This is a genomic window from uncultured Tateyamaria sp. (assembly GCF_947496075.1).
In the GTDB taxonomy this organism is placed as follows: Bacteria; Pseudomonadota; Alphaproteobacteria; order Rhodobacterales; family Rhodobacteraceae; genus Tateyamaria.
Genome location: NZ_CANMBJ010000004.1, coordinates 107,419 through 128,829 on the forward strand (window position 1 = coordinate 107,419; position 21,411 = coordinate 128,829).

Here is a 21,411-nt window from a genome sequence, read left to right on the forward strand (position 1 = left end):
TCTCCTCCATCCGTGGTGGGCAATCTGCCCACCAACCGCGCGGGTTACACCCGCTCCATGTTGAAATCACCGCGCACACCGGTCCCATACCGCTGCAACGCACCATCTTCGCCAACCGCATTGGGCCGGTTGAAAATCCAGTTCTGCCAGGCGGTTAGACGGCCAAAGATGCGCGTCTCCATCGTCTCGGGCCCCGCAAAGCGCAGGTTCGCCTCCATCCCCGTCATGGCATCGGGCGAGAAGCTCGCACGTTCCTCAAGGAAGATGCGGATTTCATCCTCCCAGTCGATGTCATCGAGGATTTCGGTCACAAGTCCCGCGTCATCCGCCTCTTCTGCTTCCAACGGCTCGCCAATGCGGTCGTGCAGTCCCTCCGCATCGTCCGAGCCATAAAACCGTGTCTGCAACCGGGTCAGATCATTGCCCATCGGGTAGGCTCCGAAATTCCCTTCGCTCAAGGTGATGGTCGCAAGGGGCCGATTGTCCCCTTCGAATTCGTCTTCCATCATGTAGGACCGATCGACTGCCCACACCAGCTCGGCCAGCACACCGGCAAAGCAGCTCCCATGCTCGACCAGCGCCACCAAAGACCGCGAGGTTACGTCGACCCGCTTCAACACCCGCTTCCAGTAGTGCCGGATTTCATTGCACAGCCAGTGATCCGGGTTGTCGAGGATCAGCGCCTCATGCGCCAGAACAACCTCCGGATCACCTTGCGAGCGGATCACCCACAGGCCAGCCTCCATCTCGTTCAAGCGCAGATGCAGAATGGCGTCCTCCAACTCCCGCGCCAAGCGCAGGATGTAGGACTGATCACCTTCCGCCACCAACGCATCAACATCCGCAGGGGCATCGCCCTCCGGCCCTTTGATCAAAACCTCCGCCCGCCGCGCTGCGCGATCCACGGTCACCTCAACCAGCCCATAGATCACCGAGCCATCGTCAGACACCGTCCGCTCCAATGGCCCAAGCGTAATCCCCTGCGCCACATCCGGCTTGTCCGAGGCGGAGGCGAACTCAGCCGCCCGCGCCGCCACGACCTCGTCAAAGCGGGCATTGGGCACAGCCTCATCCACCAGCTTCCATTGCACGGCCCGCTTGCCCTTCACACCTTCCTCGGTCGAACAGAACACATCCGCCCGATCCCGCCGCACCATGCGCTTATCCGTCACGCGGGTCAGCCCGCCAGTACCGGGCAAAACCGCCAACAGCGGCACCTCGGGCAGCGCAACCGAAGAGGTCGAATCATCTGTCAGCATGATGTGATTGCACGCCAGCGCCAGCTCATACCCCCCACCGGCACAAGCCCCTTTGACCGCTGCCACATATTTCTGCCCACTCTCGGCCTCAGCCGCTTCATAGGCATTGCGCGTCTCGTTCGTGAACTTGCAGAAATTGACCTTGTGAGAATGCGCCGCACCGCCCAGCATCCGGATGTTGGCACCTGCGCAAAACACCCGGTCCTTGGCGGATTTCATCACAACCACCTTCACCTCCGGATGCTCGAACCGCATCCGCTGCACCACATCATTCAACTCGATGTCGACGCCCAGATCGTAGGAATTCAGCTTCAACTGATACCCATCGAACAATCCGCCATCTTCATCCACATCCATCCACAGGGTCGCCACCGGGCCCTCATACTCCACACGCCAATGGCGATAGCGGGACGGATCAGTGCGAAAGTCGATGGTCTGGGTCATGAATCACATGCGCCTTGCAAGATCGAAAGTGGCATTATGCTACATCAAAGAACTGCGAAAATGCATAATATACCACTTCATGGGGTATTTTAGTGCATTTTAATGCGCCTCCGAGAGGGCATCTTCCAGCGCGATCAACGTCTCGCAGAACCCTACCACCGCGGGCGTCACGATCTCGGGCGCATCCTGATGCGGCGCGTGCCCTGCACCATCCACGATCAGTGCTTCAACGGGGGAATAGGCCCGTTCCTCGACCTCGCGCACCTGCGCAAGGGTTCCATAGGCATCCTCTGCCCCCTGCACGACCAGCGCCGGAATGCGCCAGTGATCGATGGCATCACCCACATTCCAATCGGCGAACCCCGGATCGGTCCAGGCATCGTGCCAGCCGTAAAAGGCCACATCCGGATTATCGTGATGCCGCGCCAACCGGTCTTTCAGGTCACCGGTTTCATAGGCCACCTTCGCAGCGCGAATGGCCTCCAACCCCTCAGGCTCCGTAAAGAAGTGCGGCGCGATCAGGATCAGTCCCCGCACACGCATATCCGACACCGTCCCGGCATAGATGCCCGCAATTGTCGCGCCGTCCGAATGGCCCAGCAACACGGCATGTTCAACTTCGGCCGCATCCATGAGCGGGCCCAGAACATCCACTGCCTCGCGGCTCATATAGTCCAGCGGTCGCGGCAAGGAGATGGTGGAAGACCGACCATATCCCGCGCGGGAATAGGCCAGCACTCCCATTCCTGTCGCCGCGGCCAGCTCGGCAGGCCAGTCCCGCCACAGCCCGACAGCTCCAAGCCCTTCGTGCAGCATCACCAGCGTTGGCGCGTCACCGGGCGCAGGTCCCCAACACGCATAATCCAGCACCTGTCCCGCAACCGAAACCGTACCTGCCGACCACTCCATCACACATCCTCGCGCAGCTTGAAGCGTTGGATCTTGCCCGTCGCCGTCTTGGGCAGGCTGTCCACACATTCGACCCAGCGCGGGTATTTCCACTTGCCCACGCGGTCCTTCACATGATCCTTCAGCACCTCTTCAAAGCCCTCGGGGCGCTGTCCATGCGGCACGACAAAGGCCTTGGGTTTGTCCAACCCGTCGGCATCCTTCATCGCCACAACTGCGCACTCCAACACGGATGCATGAGACGTAATGGCCTGCTCCACCTCGAAGGGGCTGACCCAGATGCCGGACACCTTGAACATGTCATCCGTCCGACCGCAGTAAACATATCGGCCATCTTCGCGGCGCTCATATTTGTCGCCAGTCCGCGTCCATACGCCCTCGAATGTCTCTCTCGTCTTGTCGCGTTGGTTCCAGTAGCCTCCCGCGGCAGAGGCCCCGTTGACCAGCAACTCGCCCACTTCGCCCGCGCCAACATCCGCGCCATGCTCATCCACCAGCCGGACCTCATAGCCCGGCACAGGCACACCCGACGTGCCGTAGACAACATCGCCCGGTGCATTGGATAGAAAGATATGCAGCATCTCGGTTGATCCAACCCCATCCAGGATTGGCACACCGGTCAGCTTATCCCAGCGGGTCCCGACATCCTCCGGCAATGCCTCGCCAGCCGAGATGCACCTGCGCAAGGGTGCATCGGGTGTCCCTTCCGTCTCCATATGGGCAACCATCGCGGCATATAGCGTTGGCACACCGCAGAAGACGGTCGGCTGTTCGTTAGCAATCACCTGCACCATGACATCCGGCGTGGGCCGCCCGCCAAAGATCACAACCGTTGCCCCAACCGACATGGGAAAGGTCATCGCATTGCCCAGGCCATAGGCGAAAAAGAACTTGGCCGCTGAAAACACCACGTCATCTTCACGCACCTGCAAGACCTGTGCGCCATAGGTGTCGGCCGTGGCCCGCAGGGCCGAATGGATGTGATGCACGCCCTTGGGTTGCCCGGTCGAGCCCGAGGAGTAAAGCCAGAAGGCCGTCTCGTCGTCCTTGGCCTCGAACGGTGCAATCGCGCCGTCAGCCCCGGCCATGAAGCTGTCGTAGGCCTCAGCTCCGTCCCGGGCATCGCCGATCACCACGACCCGGCGCAGGTACGGATTGTCCGCCAGAACGGGCGCCACGACCTCCCACATCGCCTCCGACACAATCAACATCGCGGCGCGACTGTCGCGGAGGATGGCGTCATAGACCGGAGTCGCGAGCAACGTGTTCAACGGCACCGGAATGACCCCGACCTTGAGCGCGCCCCAGAACAGGATCGGAAACTCGATCTGATCCAGCACCAGCATCGCAACCCGTTCCTCGGGCCTGATATCTGCCGCTAGAAACGCCGCTCCGGCGCGCCCCGATGCGTCAGCCAGCGTGCCATAGGTCAGGCTGCGTCCCGTGCCGACCTCACGAAAGGCAACCTTGTTGCCCCGCCCCTCGGTGACGTGTCGATCCACGAAATACGATGCCGCGTTTGCCATGCGTCCCCTCCCAAAGACTCATGAAGATGCTTTATCCTGCATCCCGCGCCCAATTGCCGCAACTACACGACAGACTATGCGCAATTTACTGCAACCCCAGCAAGCGTGCCGCATTATCCTTCAAGATACCGGGCCGCACCTCATCCTTGATGTCGATACTATCAAAATCGTTCAACCACCGCTCGGGTGCGATCATGGGCCAGTCCGATCCAAACAGCACCTTCTTACGCAAGATCGAATTACAATACCGCACAAGGATCGGCGGAAAATACTTTGGCGACCACCCACTGAGGTCGATATAGACATTCGGCTTGTGCTGCGCGACGGCCAGCGCCTCTTCCTGCCAAGGGAATGACGGATGGACCAGGATGATCTTAAGGTCCGGGAAATCCACAGCCACATCATCCATATACATCGGGTTCGAATATTTCAGGCGCATCCCGTTGCCACCGCGCATGCCCGATCCAACCCCAGTCTGACCGGTATGAAACAGCGCAATACCGCCCTCATCCTCGATCACCCGATAAAGGTCATAGGCCATGCGATCATTGGCAAAAAAACCCTGCATGGTCGGGTGAAACTTAAACCCCTTGATGCCAAAGTCGCGTATCAGCCGCTTGGCTTCGCGCACTCCCATCTTGCCCTTCCACGGGTCGATACTGGCAAAGGGGATCAGGATATCGCTGTTCTCCGCTGCAATCTCGGCGACCTCTTCATTGGCGTAACGGCGATAGCCCGTCTCCCGCTCCGCATCGACGGGAAAGATCACGGCGGCAATGTTCTGCGCCCGGTAATGTGCTGCCGTTTCCGGCACGGTCGGCGGATGTTTCCAGGGCGCACGGAAATACTCCGCCATGGTCGATTGCAAATCGTCATAACCGTCATCGGCATGACACCCGCACGGCTCTTCCGCATGGGTGTGGATGTCGATGGCGCGGATCTTTTCCAGATCAATCATAGAACAATACTCGAAGGATCGTTGTCGTCATAAAGCCGGTCCACCAGGTGGGCCCGGCGCTCCAGCAGCTTGGCAAAGTTGATATTGCCCTTGGCCGTCACCTCGCCCGCACCAATATCCGGCGGGTCGACCAAAACCAGCGCGCGCGCCACGACCCGAGCGGAACCGGAGACAGTTTCAGCGCGCCCTGCCATACGCTGCAGTATTCTTTCGGATGCTGCGCAGCATAGCGCCGCATTATCGACCTGTCCGTCACGCGCCTCAGGCCCCGGCACGATCAGAATCCCAACTTCATCCCGCCCCGCGCCACACACAATCACATCCTGCGCCAACGGACCAAGCAGAGCCAGGATCTCCAACCGGATTTGCGCCGCCTGCACCCATATCCCCGTGCTCAGCTTAAAGTCCTCGGACAACCGCCCGTCAAAGCGCAAGCCCTTGCCCATATCGTCCGGATCGACAAAACGCATCGCATCTCCGGTGATGAAAAACCCCTCATCATCAAAGGCTTCTTCGGTTTTCTCGCGGGCAACGTGGTAACCAGAGAACACATTGCCCCCTTTCACCCGCACGTCCATGCGCCCTGTCCCATCGTCGATCATCTTCACGGTCACGCCCGTCATCGGTACGCCGACGATGCCAGCGCCCTTGGCAGGCACATGCTGCAAAAGCGCGGCAGGCGCCGTTTCTGTCAGCCCCCAGCTTGACGTGATCAGCGGCATCCGTCCTGCTGTCTCCATGGCCATACGCTCTAGTATGTTCCACGTCTCCTGAGGCAGCGACGCACCGGCATAAAAGATCATATCAAGGTGGCGGAAATAGGTCTCACGCAGTGCCGCATCCCGCTCCATCGCCGCAACCAATTGGGCAAACCCAATCGGCACATTGAACGAGATCGTGCCAGACACCAGCCCCAGGTTCTCGACCGTGCGCGCAAACTTCGCAGGGATCGGCGCACCATCGTCAATATACAGCGTGCCGCCGTTCGACAGCACCAGATTGAAATTGTGCGAGCCGCCAAACACATGGTTCCACGGCAGCCAATCCACCAACACCGGCGGGCGGGTAGAAACAAAGGGCAAACCATCCCGGATCTGCGCCTGATTGGTGGTCATCATCCCGTGAGTCGTCACCACGGCCTTGGGGTCGGATGTAGAGCCGGAGGTCAAAAGCAGCTTCGCCACGGTCTCGGGCCCAACACCGGCATGGGCCGCATCCACATCCACCGACCCGGTCAAACCGTCCAATGCAGTCGCACGTCCGGACACCACACGTGACACCAGCTTGGGGCAGTCAAACATATCCAGCGCAGGGCCAAACGCGTCATCATCGGCCGCATAGACCAACGCGGGCTTCACCAGGTCGCGCACATACTCCAACCGCGCTCGGGCTGCCGGGATCAGGCTGTATTGCGCGGCCACGGGAACAGTCACCAGCCCGACATATTGCGCGGCCAACGTCAGCAACGCATGGTCAACCGAATTGCCAGACAGGATCAGGATCGGCCCATCGACACCGCGCGCCAACAGGCCAGCGGCCAGATCGCGCACGCGGGCATGCGCATCTGCATACGTTACCCTATGCCAACCGTCACCAGACCGCTCGGCCAGAAACACCGCATCCGGTGTCCGCGCCGCCCACCGATCCAGCCACACTCCCGTACAGCGATCGACGGCAGACATCTCGTATCCGGACCGCAACAGGATCGATCCGTCGGCACGATCCTCCCGCACCACCTTGTGCGGCCGCAGGCCCAGATGATCCGTCATCCCCGCCCCTCGATCCGCATCAGCGCTTTCTTCACCGCGGCAATCTCGACCTCGCGCAGCCCGTCCAGCATGCGCCGGTCATGTGCGCGCACCGCCGCCCGCGCCTTTTCATAAACCTGCCGCCCCGCCAACGTGCATTGCAGGGCATAGGCGCGGCGATCCGTCTCGCTCGGGGCGCGTGTCACCCACCCGGCCTCTTCCAGCTGGTCCACATAAACCACCACATTCGCCCGCTCGACAGACAGCGCCTCGGCCAACTGACTGGGGCGCAGGCCCGGGTTCTCAACAATCATCGACAACGCGGAAAAGGTCAGCATACGCAGCCCGAAGGGCTCCAACGTCCGCGCCAGATCCGCCTGCAACACATTGAACGCGCGCTTCATGTTGTAGCCGACAAAGTCGCGCAGCGCCGCGTCCGACACCTCTGCCTCTTGCTGATCCTTGGGCCTTTCCATCACCGAAACCTCGGGCTGCGTTTTTCAAGAAAGGCCGCCAAACCTTCAACAGCATCGGGCGAGGTCTGCGACAACGCCGTGGCAAGGCTTTCGACAAACAACCCGTCCTGCCGCGACATGTCTGCGATCCGCGCAATCCCTTGGATCATCATGTAATTCGATAGACGCGCGTTCCCGGCAATCTGCGCGGCAATCTCCATCGCCCGGGACAGCGCCTCCCCCGGACCAACCGCATAATGCGCCAGTCCCAGCGCCACGGCCTCTTCGGTTCCGTATTTGCGCCCGGTCAACATCATCTCGGTCATCCGGTCTGGCCCAAGGATACGCCCAACCCGCACCGTCGCGCCTCCTCCGACAAAGATCCCGCGCCGCCCCTCGGGCAGTTGGAACATGCAATCAGGCTCGGCAATGCGCACATGGGTCGACGTGGCCAACTCCAACCCACCGCCAATCACAGCACCCGTCATGGCCGACACAACGGGCAGGCCAGAGCCCTGCACCTTGTCCATCACCGCATGCCATCCGCGCGAATGGTGCAACGTGCCCTCCGCATCGCGCGCCACATGCTCCGACAGGTCCAAACCGGCACAGTAATGCCCGCCCGCCCCCGTTACGACGGCAACTCGCACACCCTCCGGCGGCGCGGAAAAGAACGCATCAATCTCGGCCAGAAGCCCATCCGACATGGCGTTGCGCTTGTCCGGGCGATTGAGCGTCAGAACCGCAATCGCCTCCTGAACATCCACCAGTAAATCCGGCATGCACACCCCTTTAGTTATACTACATAACTATCCAAGCACACCTCCTCCATTCCGGCAAGCCCGCCCTTAACGGCCCATTAAGGTTAACGCACCGCACGCGGCCTTAACCCGGCGCGGCCCGCCGAAAACGCTCAAGCCGGTGTACGGGGGGTGCACAGGGGGTGCACGCATGGTGACAGGCCCATCGCCCTTGTTTTCATGGCGTTAACGCCTGTGTCAGGCAAAACCTGCCGCTCAAGCCACCGAACGTTGCGCGTCAGGGGATCAGGAACAGGGTAATGGCCGGGAAAGCGACCAGCAGAATCACCCGAAAAATATCCGACCCGACAAAGAACAGCACCGCCTTATAGGTCTCGGTCATCGGCGTCTCGCGATCCATCGCATTGATGATGAACAGGTTCATTCCCACCGGCGGCGTGATCAAACCAACCTCCACGACGATCAGCACCAGAATGCCAAACCAGATCGCCACATGCTCGGGCGTCATCCCGAAATCGAGGCCCGAGATCACCGGGAAAAAGATCGGCACCGTCAGCAGGATCATCGACAGGCTGTCCATCACGCAGCCAAAGATCAGGTAGAACAACAGGATCACGCTCAGCACCAGGATGGGCGTAAACCCTTGGGACAAAACGAAATCAGCCAGCCATTGCGGCGCGCCCGACAGGGCAAGGAAGTTATTGTAGAGCGACGCGCCCAACACGATGAAAAAGATCATGGCCGTGGTTTTGGCAGTCCCGATCAGGGCTTCGCCCAGCACGCGCCACGTCAGGTTGCCGCCTATCAGCGCAACCAGCCCCGTGCCCGCAGCGCCTACAGCGGCGCCCTCGGTCGGGGTGAACCACCCGGCATAGATCCCGCCGACCACCAGCGCGAAAATCGCCAGAACCGGCCACGTCTCGGCCAGCGCCTTCCAGCGTTCCGCCATCGGCACCGCCGCGCGGGTGCCCGCGCTGTCCGGATACAGCCGCACATAGATCGAGATGGTGATGACGTAGCCAATGGCGGCCAGAATGCCGGGGATAAAGGCGGCCAGGAACAGTTTGGCAATGTTCTGTTCGGTAATGATCGCATAGATCACCAGGATCACGGACGGCGGGATCAGGATGCCCAGCGTACCGCCCGCGGCCAGGGTCGCAGTCGAAAAACCCCCTGAATATCCGTATCTTTTCAGCTCTGGCAGCGCCACGCGGCTCATCGTGGCGGCCGTGGCCAGTGACGATCCGCAGATCGCCCCGAACCCTGCGCAAGCCCCCACAGACGCCATCGCAACCCCGCCCCGGCGGTGGCCCAAGAAACTCTCGGCCGCCTTGAACAGCGCGGTCGACATCCCCGACAGGGTCGCGAATTGCCCCATCAGCAGGAACATCGGGATGATGGTTAACGAGTAGTTGGAAAATGTGGTGTATGTCTCGGATTTGAGCTTGGCGAGGATTGGCGTCGGGTTGCCGTTCATCGCGAATATCCAGCCCAACAGGCCCATCAGGAACATGGCCAGCCCAATCGGCGCCCGCAAAAAAATCAGGCCCAGCAAAATGGGAAACGACCAGAAGCCCAGTTCCAGCCGGGTCAGGCCCAGAAATTGGACAATCTCGCGAATCCAGTCCATGGCCCGTTAACCCTCTGGCAAGATGTGGCGCCCCGTCGCGGCTTCCACCAGCCGCGCCCAGGCGCAGTAAACAGCCGTCAGGCTCGCAATGGCCGCGGCCCCGACGCTCGCGGCATAGGCCCACCAGACCGGGAATTGCAGGAACAGCGTCGTCTCACCATTGCCCAGATAGCGCAGCATGCCTTCGTACAAACGCAAGGCGATAAAGACGATGACAGCAGCCAGCACCACCTCCCAAAAGGCGCGCAACCAGCCCAAGGGGCGGCGGGGCATGGCAGAGGTAAACACATCCACAGTCGCGTGATTGCTATAGAACTGGCAGACGGGGAAAAAGGCGAAAATGGCAAAGGCGACCCCGGCCTCGGTCAATTCATAGGTGCCGTTGATCTCGTCCACGCCGGTCGCCACCAGCCACTCACCAAGGGACACCATCCAACCATCGGCCATGGAATGCCCCAGCTTGGACAGCTCCCGCCCGATTATGGACAGGGTGGTCAGCAGGATCAGAACCAGCAGAACGATCCCCCCGATCACCGCCGACATCCGCGACAGCCATTTCACCACCTCGTGCATATCCGCCTCATTTTATTGGAAAATCGGGCCGCAGCATCTCTGCCACGGCCCGATTTCAAAGGTTAAAAAAGGATCAGCCCTCGTAGGCATCCATCAGCGCGCGCGCTTCATCGATCAGGGCCTGACCGTCGATGCCTTTGCTTTCCATATCAGCCACCCACTCGTCATAGATGGGTTGGGCCGCGGCACGCCATGCCTCCAGATCATCGCCAGACACGGTCACGATGCTATTGCCATTGTCCACCGCTGCCTGACGGGCAGGACCATCTGAATCCGCCTGCGTGCCACCGGCAAAGATACTGAATTCCAGACCCGAGTTGTCGTCGATCACCTTCTGCAGATCAGCAGGCAGCGACTCGTAGCGGTCCTTGTTCATCGCCAGCACAAAAGTCAGCGTATATAACGCATTACCTTCAAACTCGGTGTGATTGCCGACAAGCTCCGGCACCTTCAACGCGGCTGTCACCTCCCACGGAATGGTCGTGCCATCGATCACTCCCTTGCTCAGCCCTTCAGGCACGGCAGGCACCGGCATACCAACGGGGGTCGACCCCATCTTTTCCAGCAGGCTGTTCACCGTGCGCGACCCGCCACGGATCTTCAAACCTGCCATGTCAGCGGGTGTTTTCACTTCCTTGTTCACATGGATCATACCCGGTCCGTGCACCCACGTTCCCAGGATATGTACGTCCTTGAACTCGGTATCTTTCATATGTTTTTCAAACATTTGCCAGTAGGCGGACGACATCGCGCGGGCGTCTGTCATCATGAAGGGCAGCTCGAACACTTCGGTGCTGGGATAGCGTCCGGGAGTGTAACCAACCACGGTCCAAACGACATCCGCCACACCATCAATGGCCTGGTCCATCAGCTCGGGCGGTCGCCCGCCCAGCTGCATGGATGGGTAACGATCCACCTTGATCCGCCCACCCGAGGCTTCTTCGACATTGTCAGCCCATACATCCAGCACCAGCTTGGGCACATTGGCCTGCGCGGGCAGGAACTGGTGCAGGTTCAGCGTAACCTCTTGCGCCAGCGCGGCTGTGCCGGACCCGATGGCAAACGCGGCGGCGCCGACCATGTTCAGAAATGATTTGCGTGTAAGTGACATGAATTTCCTCCCTTATCCGGTCGGGCACCTACGGCCTGACTCGCTCTTCCAGAGAGATTGTTATGCAACGCAACTAAATCTGTCACCCGCCTTTGTAACTATATCGCCGCTTTTGGCCGATGCCTGTCAGGCACGCGGACGGGTCGTCTCGGGATCATAAGGACCGGGTGCAATGACCTTGCACGGCACAAGCTCACCCAGCATATCCACCGTGATTTCAGTGCCTTGCGCTGCCAGATCAGGGCGCACAAAGGTATAGGCAAGGTTCATCCCCACTCGGTGCCCCCAATCGCCCGAGGTCACAGTCCCCACGACAGTGTTATCCTGCATCACCGACGCCCCCGGTTGCGCATGCGAGGTGGTGCTATCGATCCGCAAACTCACCAGCTTGGCGGTCGACCCCTTGGCCTGCCGCGCTTCCAACGCCGCCTTGCCCACGAAATCTTTTTCCATCTTCACGAACCGATCCAGCCCGGTCTCGAACGGATCAAACTCGGTGATCAGGTCGGCCTTCCAATGCAGATACCCCTTCTCCATCCGCATGGACTCGACCGCCCGTGCCCCGAACAGGCGCAGCCCATGCGCCTCACCCGCCGCCCGCAGCGCCAGATAGGCCGCGTAAAGCTGGTTGTTTGGTACATGGATTTCATAGGCCAGTTCACCGGAGAAGCTGACTGACATCACGACCGCAGGCGCAATCCCCACAAAGGCGCGGCGCACTGACAACCAGGGGAATGCCGCCGCTGACCAATCGCCACGAGAGGCGGCTGACAGCACATCCCGCGCCTTTGGTCCCGCCAGAACAAGGATCGTCCAGTCGTTTGTAAGCGACTGAAACGACACATCAAACCCGTCCGCATGTGCGCGCAGCCAGTCCATGTCATGCCATTCGGCAGCGGCAGCCGACCCATACCAGACGGGGCCATCAGGGATGTTCGCAATCGTCGCCTCACCTTTCACGCAACCATGATGGTTGAGCAGATAACCGAGGCCCACCTTCCCCGCTTTCCGCGTCACCCGGCCACAGATCATGTGATCGAGGAAGTCATGTGCATCCGGCCCCGTGATCTCAATCCGGTTGAACCCGTTGACCTCAGCCAAGCCAACACCGGTCTGCACCGCCTTCACTTCCTCGGCGACGACATCAAAGGCCTCGTCAAACTGGAACCCATGCGTCACTTCAAAATCTGGCGTGGGCTTGAAGTACTCGGCCCGTTCCCAGCCGTTCACGACCGTGAACTCCGCGCCTTCTGCCGCCAATACAGGGGTCAGTGGTGTCGTCTTCATTGGCCTCCCGGCGGGCCGATGTTCATTCGGGAAATGGAACCGAAACTCGTTCTGATAATCCTCTATCGCCTTCAGTGCGGTCAGTTCCACATTGCCATGCCCCGTGAACCGGCGGGGATCGAGGCACCATGTGTCATAGCACGCCTCGCCATGCACGATCTGCTGCGCCAATAGCCAACCATGACCGCCCCCTTCACCCAGCCCAGCGCGCAACCCAATGATGCAAAACGCATTTCTCTTGCCCGGGATCGGCCCCACCAAGGGCGCCCCGTCGATAGTATAGGTGATCGGACCGTTGACGACATTCTTGATCCCCACCTCTGTCAGCGCAGGCATTCGCTCAAACGCGCCCTCCAGCACATCCGTGATCCGGTCCAAATCATCCGGGCACAAATCGTTCGAGAAATCGGGCGAAATCCCGTCCATGCCCCAGGTCTTGCAGTCCTGTTCGTAGAACCCCAGCAACAATCCGTTCTTTTCCTGACGGCAATAGTAATCGCTGATCGGACAGCGCAGCAGCGGCATCCGGTGACCAGCAGCAACGATGCCGGGGATCTCGTCCGTGACAAAGTACTGATGCTCCATAGACGTCACTGGGTGATGGACACCCATCATCGCGCCAACCTCGTTCACCCGATAGCCACAGGCGTTCACGACCACTTCGCAGGCGATATCGCCCTTATCTGTATGAACGATCCAACTGTCATTCTTGAGCTGCGTCAGGCCAGTCACATTCGTCTGCCGGTACACCTCGGCCCCGGCCTTGCGCGCCCGTCGCGCAAGCGCCTGGCAAAGCGAAGCGGGGTCAATATCCCCGTCATTGCCGTCCCAAAGCCCACCCAGCAGATTGTCGGTCGAGATCAGTGGATGCCTGCGCGCGCACTCCTCGGCATCGATCACCTCGAACTCCACTCCCATGCCCCGCGCCATGGACGCGAAATGGCGATACCCATCCATCTGCGCCTCGGTGTTGGCCAACCGGATGCCGCCATCCCCGTGATTGTACTGCACCGGGTAATCCGGATCGTCGCGCAATTCCTGATAAAGGTTGATGGAGTGCGTCTTCAGCCCGACCATCGTCTGGTTCATGCCAAAGTTCGTCACCTGCGCCGCCGAATGCCACGTCGTGCCACTGGTCAGTTCGTCCCGCTCGACCAGCACCACATCGGTCCATCCTTCCTGTGTGAGGTGATACAAGGTGGAACACCCGGCAATACCGCCGCCAATCACAACGGCACGGGTCTGGGTTTTCATGGCAACGCTCCGGCTCTGAATACGTGCCCGAACAATGGGGGCAGCGCCAGCGCGGTCAATCACAGCGCCTCACCTTCATTGTTCTGAAAACATGTATTTGCCGTCATCAAATTCAAAGCGGAGGACTTGCATGCGCGCCAAACATCGCAACCCCTGATCGCATGTCCGATCCGAAACCCATGCGCAAAGGACGCTCAGCCCGGAAGAAAGCCCGGGCTGCAGGCCCACCAACGAACCCGGCCCCGCCAGGACAAGCCGGCGGCCAGTACCGCCCCCTGTCGGACACAGATGTACAAAGCATCCACAACGCTGCCCTGCGTCTCTTGGCCGATCTGGGGATGGGAGATGTTCCTGACCGCCTGCGCGAAACACTGGAACAGGCCGGGGCACAGACGCTGCCTAATGGGCGCGTTGCCCTGCCCCGCACGCTGGTGGAAGAGGCCATTGATCAGACGCCCAAAACATTCCCCCTGCATGGCCGCGATCCTACCCGTACCATCGAGGTTGGCGGCAATGCGGTACACTTCGGCACCGGGGGGGCTGCAGTGCAAACACTCGACCGGCAAACCCGGCTCTACCGTCCTTCAACGCTCAAGGACCTGCACGATTTCACCAGGCTCCAAGACACACTGACCAATGTCAGCTGGTTCACCCGCTGCTGCATCGCGGGCGACATGCCCGATGAGTGGTTGCTGGACATAAACACTGCCTACGCGCTGATGCGAAACACGACCAAACCCGTTGCGACAGCCTTTACACTGGCGGAGCACGTCGCCCCCATCGTCCACATGTTCGACATGGTGGCCGGGGGCGACGGTGCCTTTGCAAAACGGCCCTTCGTCAAGGCGCATATCAGCCCCGTCATATCGCCCATGCGCTTTGGGGCAGATGCGGTCGAAACAGTCTATGCCTGCATCGACCACAACATCCCGGTCAGCTGCATCACGGCGGCACAGGCCGGGGCAACGGCCCCTGCGACACTCGCCGGTTTCCTCGCCCAATCGCTGGCCGAAACGCTGGCCAGCCTGGTCATGGTGCACGCCATCAAACCGGACCACCCCATGGTGTTCTCGAACTGGCCGCTGGTCATCGACCTGCGCACCGGCGCCTTCGCTGGCGGGGGTGGAGAGATCGCCGTGATGAACGCCGCCTCGGCCCAGATCATCAACCATCTCGGTCTCGTGTCCGGCGTGGCCGCCTCCATGACGGATGCCAAGGCGCTTGACGCGCAATACGGCCAAGAAAAGGGCCTGACCTCGCTTGCGGCGGCCCTCGCGGGCGGCAACCTGATCTATGAAAGCTCCGGCATGACAGCGGCTCTTCTGGGCGCCAGTTTCGAAGCCTTCGTGCTGGATGACGAGATGCACGCCGCCACCTACCGCATCCTGCGTGGCGTCGAAGTATCGGACGACACGCTCGACCTTGCGGGCATCCATGCGGCGGTTCTGGGCGAAGGCCACTTCCTCGGCGGGCCTGCCACCATCGCCGCGATGGAGCGGGACTATGTCTATCCCACCCTCGCCGACCGCGAGACGCCAAAGACATGGGAAGACATGGGCGCACTCACGGCTTGGGATCGGGCAGCCGCGCAGGTGGACGACATCCTTGCCAATCACCATCCATCCTATATCGATGACATAGCCGACGCGGCCATCCGTGCGGCGTTCGACATCCGATATCCCTGAAAGGCGCGCCATGACCGTCAAAGACACCCAAGCGATGATTGCGGGTATGACGCCGATCATCGTCCCCGGCGACTGGGTCTTCTGTGCAGTGAGTGGCACGGGCACCATCCCACCCGACGCATTCGCGGTGATCCAGGAAGCCGAAGGCACAACCCTGATCCTGCCCGAAGAAACGGCCAAGGCGGATGGCTATCAAAGCAGCGCGGTCATGCAACTGATCACCCTTCAAGTGAATTCCGACCTCGAAGGGGTCGGCCTGACCGCTGCGGTCGCAACCGCGTTGGCAAAGCAGAACATCCCATGCAACGTGGTGGCCGGATATCACCACGACCATATCTTTGTGCCAAAGACACAAGCCGGAATCGCCTATGCTACGCTATTGGATGTGCAGAACGCCGCACACTGATCGTGTAGTCGTTCCTTTTTACCAGAAGCGCTTTTGTGCATTGGGACAGACAAAATGTCATACGCGTGGTGCGTGTAACAGCTTGAGTCCAAAGTGCCAGTTGCACTGCATCGACCGTATGAGGGCAAATGCGCGGAAACCGGTAATGCCGTGTGGCGACAAAAGTATTGCATGATGTAAGGTGACCTGGTTCAGAGTTTCCAGGTCCGAAGCGGGTCACTACACCAATTTCGGTTCGCGAGCCGAAGAGGCTTACCGCAGTGAATGAATAAGAAATGGCAATCGAGTCGTAATACTGGCGTGAAGACCACGCCTAATATGCGCGATCATTCCGTCCAAAAAGAGCTGCTCCATTGGGCCAAAAGGCTGGTCGTCAAATTCGACAAAGATGTAACTGTGGGCTTTTTTGGTGCGCCGCCTGTCCAACGCCGGCCGCTTCTCCTCTGAAGGCGAACCTACCCTCAGACAAACGTCACGTCGTCAAAGAGCAGGCTCACGTTTGTCACGTTGTTGATCGTCAGCGTATTACCGTCGCCAAAGTCGAGCACCAGATTGCCGTCTACAACGCTGGAATAATTGGCCAAATCGCTCCCCACAGGTATTGTCTCGTACAGTAGATCAGCATCGATCTCGAGCGCGTCCACAATCAGCGAGTAGTCGCGGATCCTATCGTTGCCGCTGTTGAACACGAACACATCCGCGCCCTGACCACCGCGCATCAAGTCATCGCCGACCCCGCCTGACAGCGTGTCGTTGCCGGAGCCACCCTCAAGGTTGTCATTACCAGAACCGCCTTCGAGACGGTCAAAGCCGTTGCGGCCAAGGATCAAGTCGTCGCCATCGCCTCCGAGCATGGTGTCAAAACCAAGTCCGCCGATCAGAGTGTCGTTGCCGGAGCCACCTTCGAGACTGTCGTTGCCAGCACCAGCACTCAGCGAGTCCGCACCCGCACCACCCAAGAGCGTGTCCTGCCCGCTGAGTCCGAGCAATGTGTCATTGCCACTGCCCCCATCAAGGCTGTCGAAGCCGATCCCGCCGATCAGCGTGTCGTTGCCAGAACCGCCGTCCAATGTGTCGTTGCCAGCGCCAGAGCTTAGGCTGTCATTGCCATCATTCCCGTTCAATTGGTCAAAACCGTCGAGTCCCAGCAGTGTGTCATGGCCTGACCCGCCATTGAGTTGGTCTGACCCGATGCCTCCGTGAACGTCATCATTGCCGGCGCCAGCGTACAGGGTATCGTTGCCAGCGCCGCCGAGGATCGAGTCATTGCCCGAGTACCCCTCAATAGAGTCATTCCCAAGCTCACCCATCAGGGTATCATTGATATCTGTCCCCATGATGGTGTCGCTCACCGCATTTTGGTCGTCGCCACGAATGAAAACACCGGTGGTGCCGCTCACTTGGGTAAAGACAAACTGGACGACCTCATATGGCTCCAGATCAACTTCAAAGGTCCAGCCTCTATCCGGATCAAGCTGATCATGATTCAGCAGCTCGAGTTGGCCTTGCACGTTGCGATCAGTCGCTGCGGCCCCGGACGACCCGAGGATGGTCGCATAAACGTGCACGTTGCTCATGTCCCCAAAAACCTGGGAGTAATTGGCAACAAAGGTCTGCTCATAGTCTTCGCCAGACGCAAAATAAGCCACCACGCGCCCGGCATGATCATCACGAAACGTCATCGTATAACCGGCGCGGTTACCGGCATCATCTCGCGGGACAAGTCCTCCGGTTTCGATCTGCGTACCGATCAGCGTCTCTGACATCATGCGAAACAACAGGCCCGTCGGCGTCAGCAGCTGCGCGGTACCATCCTGCCCAAGCACAACTTCACCGGTCCTGTTTTCCGCAGCCCAAATGTGGGTGACATCAACACCGGCCTCCATCATCTCATTGAAAATACGCAACAAGCCAGCCGACCGAGCCAAGCCCTGAATACCGAGGGCGCTCGCGCCTTCGCCGGGGTCACCGATGTTCCACTCTGACACCATAATGTCGAGATTGCCCCAGTGATTACGGATCCAATCCAATTCGTTCGAAACGCCAGCACCTACGGCCATTGGATCACCGTTGGAAGCTCCAGCGTATAGATGGCTGATCACACCATCTATTTGAGACATCAGTTCATCTGAGAACTGGCCGCGGATGTCACGGTCATCGTCTAGCGAATTCCCGGCCTGTACAAAGATCCGTGGGTTGCTTCCCCCAGTGTTCTGCAATGTATCGTATACAACTTCGGCAATCGCAGCGGATAGCGCACCAAACTCCTCCGGAGTCCAAAGCTGCCTGTCTGGAGGCACGTTTGCACTAGTACTCAGCCAGGTGTTGTATTCGTTGCCAATCTCGATGGCATCCAGCAGTTCACGGTGTCCGTTCAGTGCTGAGTGGTTCACCAAATCTTGGACAAACTGCGCAATCTCGGTTTGAGCAGCCAGGGACAATTCTCCGGTCGCAGTGTCAAATTGTTCCCAGTAAGTCGACGTCGGGATGACAATTGTCGCTCGGATGTTTTGTTGGCTCACATACTGCAAAAAGTTGGTGAGGCTCACCAGCGGATCGTTTGGATTGAACCCGCCACCATCCGGATCGGACAAATCAAATTGCGTTTCCGCAATATTGCCACCCGGGTAGCGCAGATTTCCAATACCCACTGCTTCGATAACGTCTATTGCGTTGTTATTCAGGTCGAGGTCGTTGTCATTGTCTGGCCTGTTGGCCAGCAGGTTTGTTCCGAATATGTCAGATGTGATGACATAGCCTTCGGTCACCCAAGCATCATCATACGTGTAGTCAATCGTAGGCAAATCGTTACTCTCAGTTTAGGTTACAACTTTGGCAAGAGGTCTTTCCGAAAGCAATGATGGGACGTAAGTTGCAGCATGAATGGCTGCATTAATTTATTGCAATGCATGAAAGGGGCATGCTCAGCGAATTTCCACATCCATCCTTGCTGTTCTTTTTTGCTACCGCAACGCGTAACAAACGGCCACCCTGACAAAAATTTCGACGTCAGGTTTGCCCCGCTGAGCCGCCGGTGATCTGCGTAGAATAAAAGTCAGCTTTTCATGATTCCTATGGCCTTCAACGATGGGCTTGCGGGCGTTTGAGCAACTGCGAACCGATTGAGATTGCTAGGATTGAATATCTCCACGACCTTCGTGTGGATCGCCTATTTCTTCGCGTTACAGATGATCGAACCCGCCGTGGTCTTCACCATTTTCTCTGCTCTGACACCCGTCGCCATTCTTGCCGCCGTTTGGTTCGGGGTGTCGGAGGCCTCGCCGCTGCGAAACCGCGCTGAAGGGTTCGGCTTGCTCGTGGTGGTCCTTGCCAGCGCCTATATATACGCCATCACTATGCTCGGGCGGTCAGGCTTGTTGCGCGGTGACTGGACCATCGCAGTCGTCGTTGTGATCGGCTTCGCAATCATGGCGTTTCCAGTCTTTGCAATTCAAAAGCCGATCTCGCTCATGTCCACCCTGACGCTTGCGGCAATCACCGCGCTCGGACCGGTATTTGTCTTTCTGTTCCAGATCGTTGAAGGTCGCGTGGACTATGCCCCCGCGACCATGACCAGACTTACGATCTACTTTGCGGGCGCGATCCCCGCGGCCTATGGAGGGGCGAGACGCCCGGACAGAAAGGCTGCGCAAGTATGACTGCAACAGCACCAACATATCGCACCGGCTTTGCGGTTGGCGCCGTGATCATCGCGGTGCTGGCCCTGTCGCTTGGCGATGCGATCATCAAGGCCACCGGCCTCGATCTACCGCTCTGGCAGATGTACATCCTGCGTTCTGCGCTCGTTCTCCCGGTGCTTTGGTGGCTGGCGCGGCGCAAGGGGCCGATTGCCTTCACTTCCCTGCTTTGGGTCATCCTGCGCAGCCTTCTATTGGTCGCCATGTGGCTCAGCTACTATTCCGCTCTGCCGCTCATGCCGCTGTCTCTCGCGGCTGCGGCCTACTACACATCGCCGATCATCATCACGGTTCTTGCCGCCCTGCTGGCAGGGCGCAGGCCAGCGCCGCGTGTCATGCTGGCGGTCGTTCTGGGGTTTGGGGGTGTGACTCTTGTTTTGCGGCCTGACGCTTCGGGCTTCGATCTGGCGGCGCTTCTGCCGCTGTTGGCGGCGCTGCTCTACGCCTGCGCAATGGTGCTGACCTCGCTGAAATGTCGTGATGATAATCCCTTCGCGCTCGCCTTGGCTCTGAACATCGCCTTCATCGTTGCGGGGGCCGGTCTGGGCCTCTTCTCGGGTCAGGAAGGGTCGTTCATTTTCGGCCCATGGCAGAGCTTCGATCTCGCGCTCATCGGAACCGTCGCCGCACTCTCTGCCGTGATCCTTGTGGGCAGCGTGGGCGCGGCCATCGCCTATCAGAATGGGCCACCCGCGACGGTGGCAGCCTTTGACTACAGCTATCTCGTTTTCAGCCTGATCTGGGGTGCGCTGTTCTTCACGGAATTGCCGGACGCACTGTCTTTGGCCGGTATCGCCATCATCGTTCTGGCCGGGTTCCTGTCCCTGCCGCGCGGCAAAAGCGTGACAGCATGATACGCGCCCCGAAGCTCGCTGCTCTGGCCGTTGTGATCCGGGAAAACACAGTGCTTATGGTGAAGCCGCGCCGCAGAGCTGGATTGTGCGACGAATGTCGGCAAAAGAGCTCTCCAGCCAACTGACCGTTACTGTCAAACATCGGCTTCGGCCCCACCTGGCTTGACGCGGTATAGCCCTGCAACGCCTGCAATGCGCAGCCAGTCTTGCAATCAAGCCAACACGGTCAGCCCGCCCCACAAAGCGACTTCGGTTGCAGAGAGCGCGTGTTCTTTTTATGTTCTGTTCTGCAGCACTGGAACAGAATGGGTATAGTTGGCATGCGATCCACCTTGAGAACCAGGGCAATCAAGATCTGCAACGAGAAGATTGCCAAGAAAGGGGAAAAGGTCGGCCTTTCTTTTTACGCATTCTTTGCCAACAAGAATGACGAACCTGAGTTGCTGATGGAAGCGGCGGAATGGTGGATCAAAACACATGAGTTGGATCATTTTGAGAAGGCCGTGAAAGTCCGTGATATGATCAGTTCCGGCGTTTAAGCAACGGTGGCTTTGTCCCGCTGACCTGCCATCGTGATCTAACTCCCAGGTCTCCTTTGAGCTGCAAAGCAGCCGTTCGGCCAGATTGCAACATCCGTCGATGTGGGCTTGAAGCAGCCGGTAGGCGATAGCGCGGCAACTATGTCGCCAGAGACCAGTCCACGCGCCACTGGCATATCCCTGCGGATCTTGATGCAATCGTACTCCGCGGCAATGCAGCAGTCACCAAAGCTGAATTGATCATCTGCGCCGTGTTTTTGCTGACGGAATAACCGCGACCTGGATAAATGAGCATCGATAACGATTGCTTCAAT

At 59.3% G+C, this 21,411-nt stretch carries 17 protein-coding genes; 5 read left to right on the forward strand and 12 right to left on the reverse strand.

Features of this window, described 5'->3' with window-relative positions:
• Positions 1-44: 44 nt before the first annotated feature.
• The 11 genes from boxC to Q1A51_RS13030 all read right to left on the reverse strand — a co-directional run bounded on the left by boxC (position 45) and on the right by Q1A51_RS13030 (position 13,915).
• The gene (gene boxC, locus Q1A51_RS12980; protein ID WP_299599806.1) at positions 45-1,703 is read right to left on the reverse strand and encodes a 2,3-epoxybenzoyl-CoA dihydrolase; all 1,659 of its coding nucleotides are present in this window, start codon (positions 1,701-1,703) and stop codon (positions 45-47) included.
• A 99-nt stretch (positions 1,704-1,802) separates the two neighbouring features.
• Complete coding sequence (locus Q1A51_RS12985; RefSeq protein ID WP_299599807.1) at positions 1,803-2,612, reverse strand: alpha/beta hydrolase; 810 nt, start codon at positions 2,610-2,612, stop codon at positions 1,803-1,805.
• Entirely contained in the window at positions 2,612-4,138 is a 1,527-nt protein-coding gene (locus tag Q1A51_RS12990) for a benzoate-CoA ligase family protein (RefSeq protein WP_299599808.1), read from the reverse strand. Before Q1A51_RS12990 ends, Q1A51_RS12985 begins: the two co-directional genes overlap by 1 nt.
• Before the next feature lie 85 nt (positions 4,139-4,223).
• The gene (locus Q1A51_RS12995; protein ID WP_299599809.1) at positions 4,224-5,096 is read right to left on the reverse strand and encodes an amidohydrolase family protein; all 873 of its coding nucleotides are present in this window, start codon (positions 5,094-5,096) and stop codon (positions 4,224-4,226) included.
• Positions 5,093-6,865, reverse strand: coding sequence for a feruloyl-CoA synthase (locus Q1A51_RS13000; protein ID WP_299599810.1), 1,773 nt, complete (start codon positions 6,863-6,865; stop codon positions 5,093-5,095). Before Q1A51_RS13000 ends, Q1A51_RS12995 begins: the two co-directional genes overlap by 4 nt.
• The gene (locus Q1A51_RS13005; protein WP_299599811.1) at positions 6,862-7,320 is read right to left on the reverse strand and encodes a MarR family transcriptional regulator; all 459 of its coding nucleotides are present in this window, start codon (positions 7,318-7,320) and stop codon (positions 6,862-6,864) included. Before Q1A51_RS13005 ends, Q1A51_RS13000 begins: the two co-directional genes overlap by 4 nt.
• Entirely contained in the window at positions 7,320-8,081 is a 762-nt protein-coding gene (locus tag Q1A51_RS13010) for a crotonase/enoyl-CoA hydratase family protein (RefSeq protein WP_299599812.1), read from the reverse strand. The genes Q1A51_RS13005 and Q1A51_RS13010 overlap by 1 nt, the downstream gene beginning before the upstream one ends.
• A 256-nt stretch (positions 8,082-8,337) precedes the next feature.
• Complete coding sequence (locus Q1A51_RS13015; RefSeq protein WP_299601051.1) at positions 8,338-9,654, reverse strand: TRAP transporter large permease; 1,317 nt, start codon at positions 9,652-9,654, stop codon at positions 8,338-8,340.
• Positions 9,655-9,696: 42 nt separating this feature from the next.
• Positions 9,697-10,263, reverse strand: coding sequence for a TRAP transporter small permease subunit (locus tag Q1A51_RS13020; protein WP_299599813.1), 567 nt, complete (start codon positions 10,261-10,263; stop codon positions 9,697-9,699).
• A gap of 73 nt (positions 10,264-10,336) precedes the next feature.
• Complete coding sequence (locus tag Q1A51_RS13025) at positions 10,337-11,344, reverse strand: TRAP transporter substrate-binding protein (RefSeq protein ID WP_299601055.1); 1,008 nt, start codon at positions 11,342-11,344, stop codon at positions 10,337-10,339.
• Positions 11,345-11,500: 156 nt separating this feature from the next.
• Positions 11,501-13,915, reverse strand: coding sequence for an FAD-dependent oxidoreductase (locus Q1A51_RS13030; protein ID WP_299599814.1), 2,415 nt, complete (start codon positions 13,913-13,915; stop codon positions 11,501-11,503).
• A gap of 161 nt (positions 13,916-14,076) precedes the next feature.
• Between Q1A51_RS13030 and Q1A51_RS13035 the strand changes: the two genes are divergently transcribed.
• Complete coding sequence (locus Q1A51_RS13035) at positions 14,077-15,600, forward strand: trimethylamine methyltransferase family protein (RefSeq protein WP_299599815.1); 1,524 nt, start codon at positions 14,077-14,079, stop codon at positions 15,598-15,600.
• A 10-nt stretch (positions 15,601-15,610) separates the two neighbouring features.
• Complete coding sequence (locus Q1A51_RS13040; protein WP_299599816.1) at positions 15,611-16,006, forward strand: ACT domain-containing protein; 396 nt, start codon at positions 15,611-15,613, stop codon at positions 16,004-16,006.
• 461 nt (positions 16,007-16,467) lie between these two features.
• Here the strand turns inward: Q1A51_RS13040 and Q1A51_RS13045 are convergent, their stop codons facing one another.
• Positions 16,468-18,810 (reverse strand): calcium-binding protein, encoded by a 2,343-nt coding sequence (locus Q1A51_RS13045; protein WP_299599817.1) that lies wholly within the window; start codon positions 18,808-18,810, stop codon positions 16,468-16,470.
• Positions 18,811-19,143: 333 nt separating this feature from the next.
• On the opposite strand from Q1A51_RS13045, the gene Q1A51_RS13050 reads away from it, so the two are divergent.
• The 3 genes from Q1A51_RS13050 to Q1A51_RS13060 all read left to right on the forward strand — a co-directional run bounded on the left by Q1A51_RS13050 (position 19,144) and on the right by Q1A51_RS13060 (position 21,097).
• Positions 19,144-19,665 carry a hypothetical protein gene (locus Q1A51_RS13050; protein ID WP_299599818.1) on the forward strand — a complete coding sequence of 174 codons (522 nt, stop codon included), beginning with the start codon at positions 19,144-19,146 and terminating at the stop codon, positions 19,663-19,665.
• The gene (locus Q1A51_RS13055; protein WP_299599819.1) at positions 19,662-20,558 is read left to right on the forward strand and encodes a DMT family transporter; all 897 of its coding nucleotides are present in this window, start codon (positions 19,662-19,664) and stop codon (positions 20,556-20,558) included. The genes Q1A51_RS13050 and Q1A51_RS13055 overlap by 4 nt, the downstream gene beginning before the upstream one ends.
• A gap of 305 nt (positions 20,559-20,863) precedes the next feature.
• Positions 20,864-21,097, forward strand: a complete 234-nt coding sequence (locus Q1A51_RS13060) for a DUF6500 family protein (protein ID WP_299671370.1) — start codon at positions 20,864-20,866, stop codon at positions 21,095-21,097.
• The last annotated feature ends 314 nt before the right edge of the window (positions 21,098-21,411 follow it).

Coding starts and splice junctions, on each gene's coding strand:
- Q1A51_RS13040 (WP_299599816.1), top strand. CDS start 15,611: ATGACCGTCAAAGACACCCAAGCGATGATTGCGGGTATGACGCCGATC.
- Q1A51_RS13010 (WP_299599812.1), bottom strand. CDS start 8,081: ATGCCGGATTTACTGGTGGATGTTCAGGAGGCGATTGCGGTTCTGACG.
- Q1A51_RS13020 (WP_299599813.1), bottom strand. CDS start 10,263: ATGCACGAGGTGGTGAAATGGCTGTCGCGGATGTCGGCGGTGATCGGG.
- Q1A51_RS13030 (WP_299599814.1), bottom strand. CDS start 13,915: ATGAAAACCCAGACCCGTGCCGTTGTGATTGGCGGCGGTATTGCCGGG.
- Q1A51_RS13055 (WP_299599819.1), top strand. CDS start 19,662: ATGACTGCAACAGCACCAACATATCGCACCGGCTTTGCGGTTGGCGCC.
- Q1A51_RS13000 (WP_299599810.1), bottom strand. CDS start 6,865: ATGACGGATCATCTGGGCCTGCGGCCGCACAAGGTGGTGCGGGAGGAT.
- boxC (WP_299599806.1), bottom strand. CDS start 1,703: ATGACCCAGACCATCGACTTTCGCACTGATCCGTCCCGCTATCGCCAT.
- Q1A51_RS13005 (WP_299599811.1), bottom strand. CDS start 7,320: ATGGAAAGGCCCAAGGATCAGCAAGAGGCAGAGGTGTCGGACGCGGCG.
- Q1A51_RS12985 (WP_299599807.1), bottom strand. CDS start 2,612: ATGGAGTGGTCGGCAGGTACGGTTTCGGTTGCGGGACAGGTGCTGGAT.
- Q1A51_RS12995 (WP_299599809.1), bottom strand. CDS start 5,096: ATGATTGATCTGGAAAAGATCCGCGCCATCGACATCCACACCCATGCG.
- Q1A51_RS13035 (WP_299599815.1), top strand. CDS start 14,077: ATGTCCGATCCGAAACCCATGCGCAAAGGACGCTCAGCCCGGAAGAAA.
- Q1A51_RS12990 (WP_299599808.1), bottom strand. CDS start 4,138: ATGGCAAACGCGGCATCGTATTTCGTGGATCGACACGTCACCGAGGGG.
- Q1A51_RS13025 (WP_299601055.1), bottom strand. CDS start 11,344: ATGGTCGGCGCCGCCGCGTTTGCCATCGGGTCCGGCACAGCCGCGCTG.
- Q1A51_RS13060 (WP_299671370.1), top strand. CDS start 20,864: ATGGGTATAGTTGGCATGCGATCCACCTTGAGAACCAGGGCAATCAAG.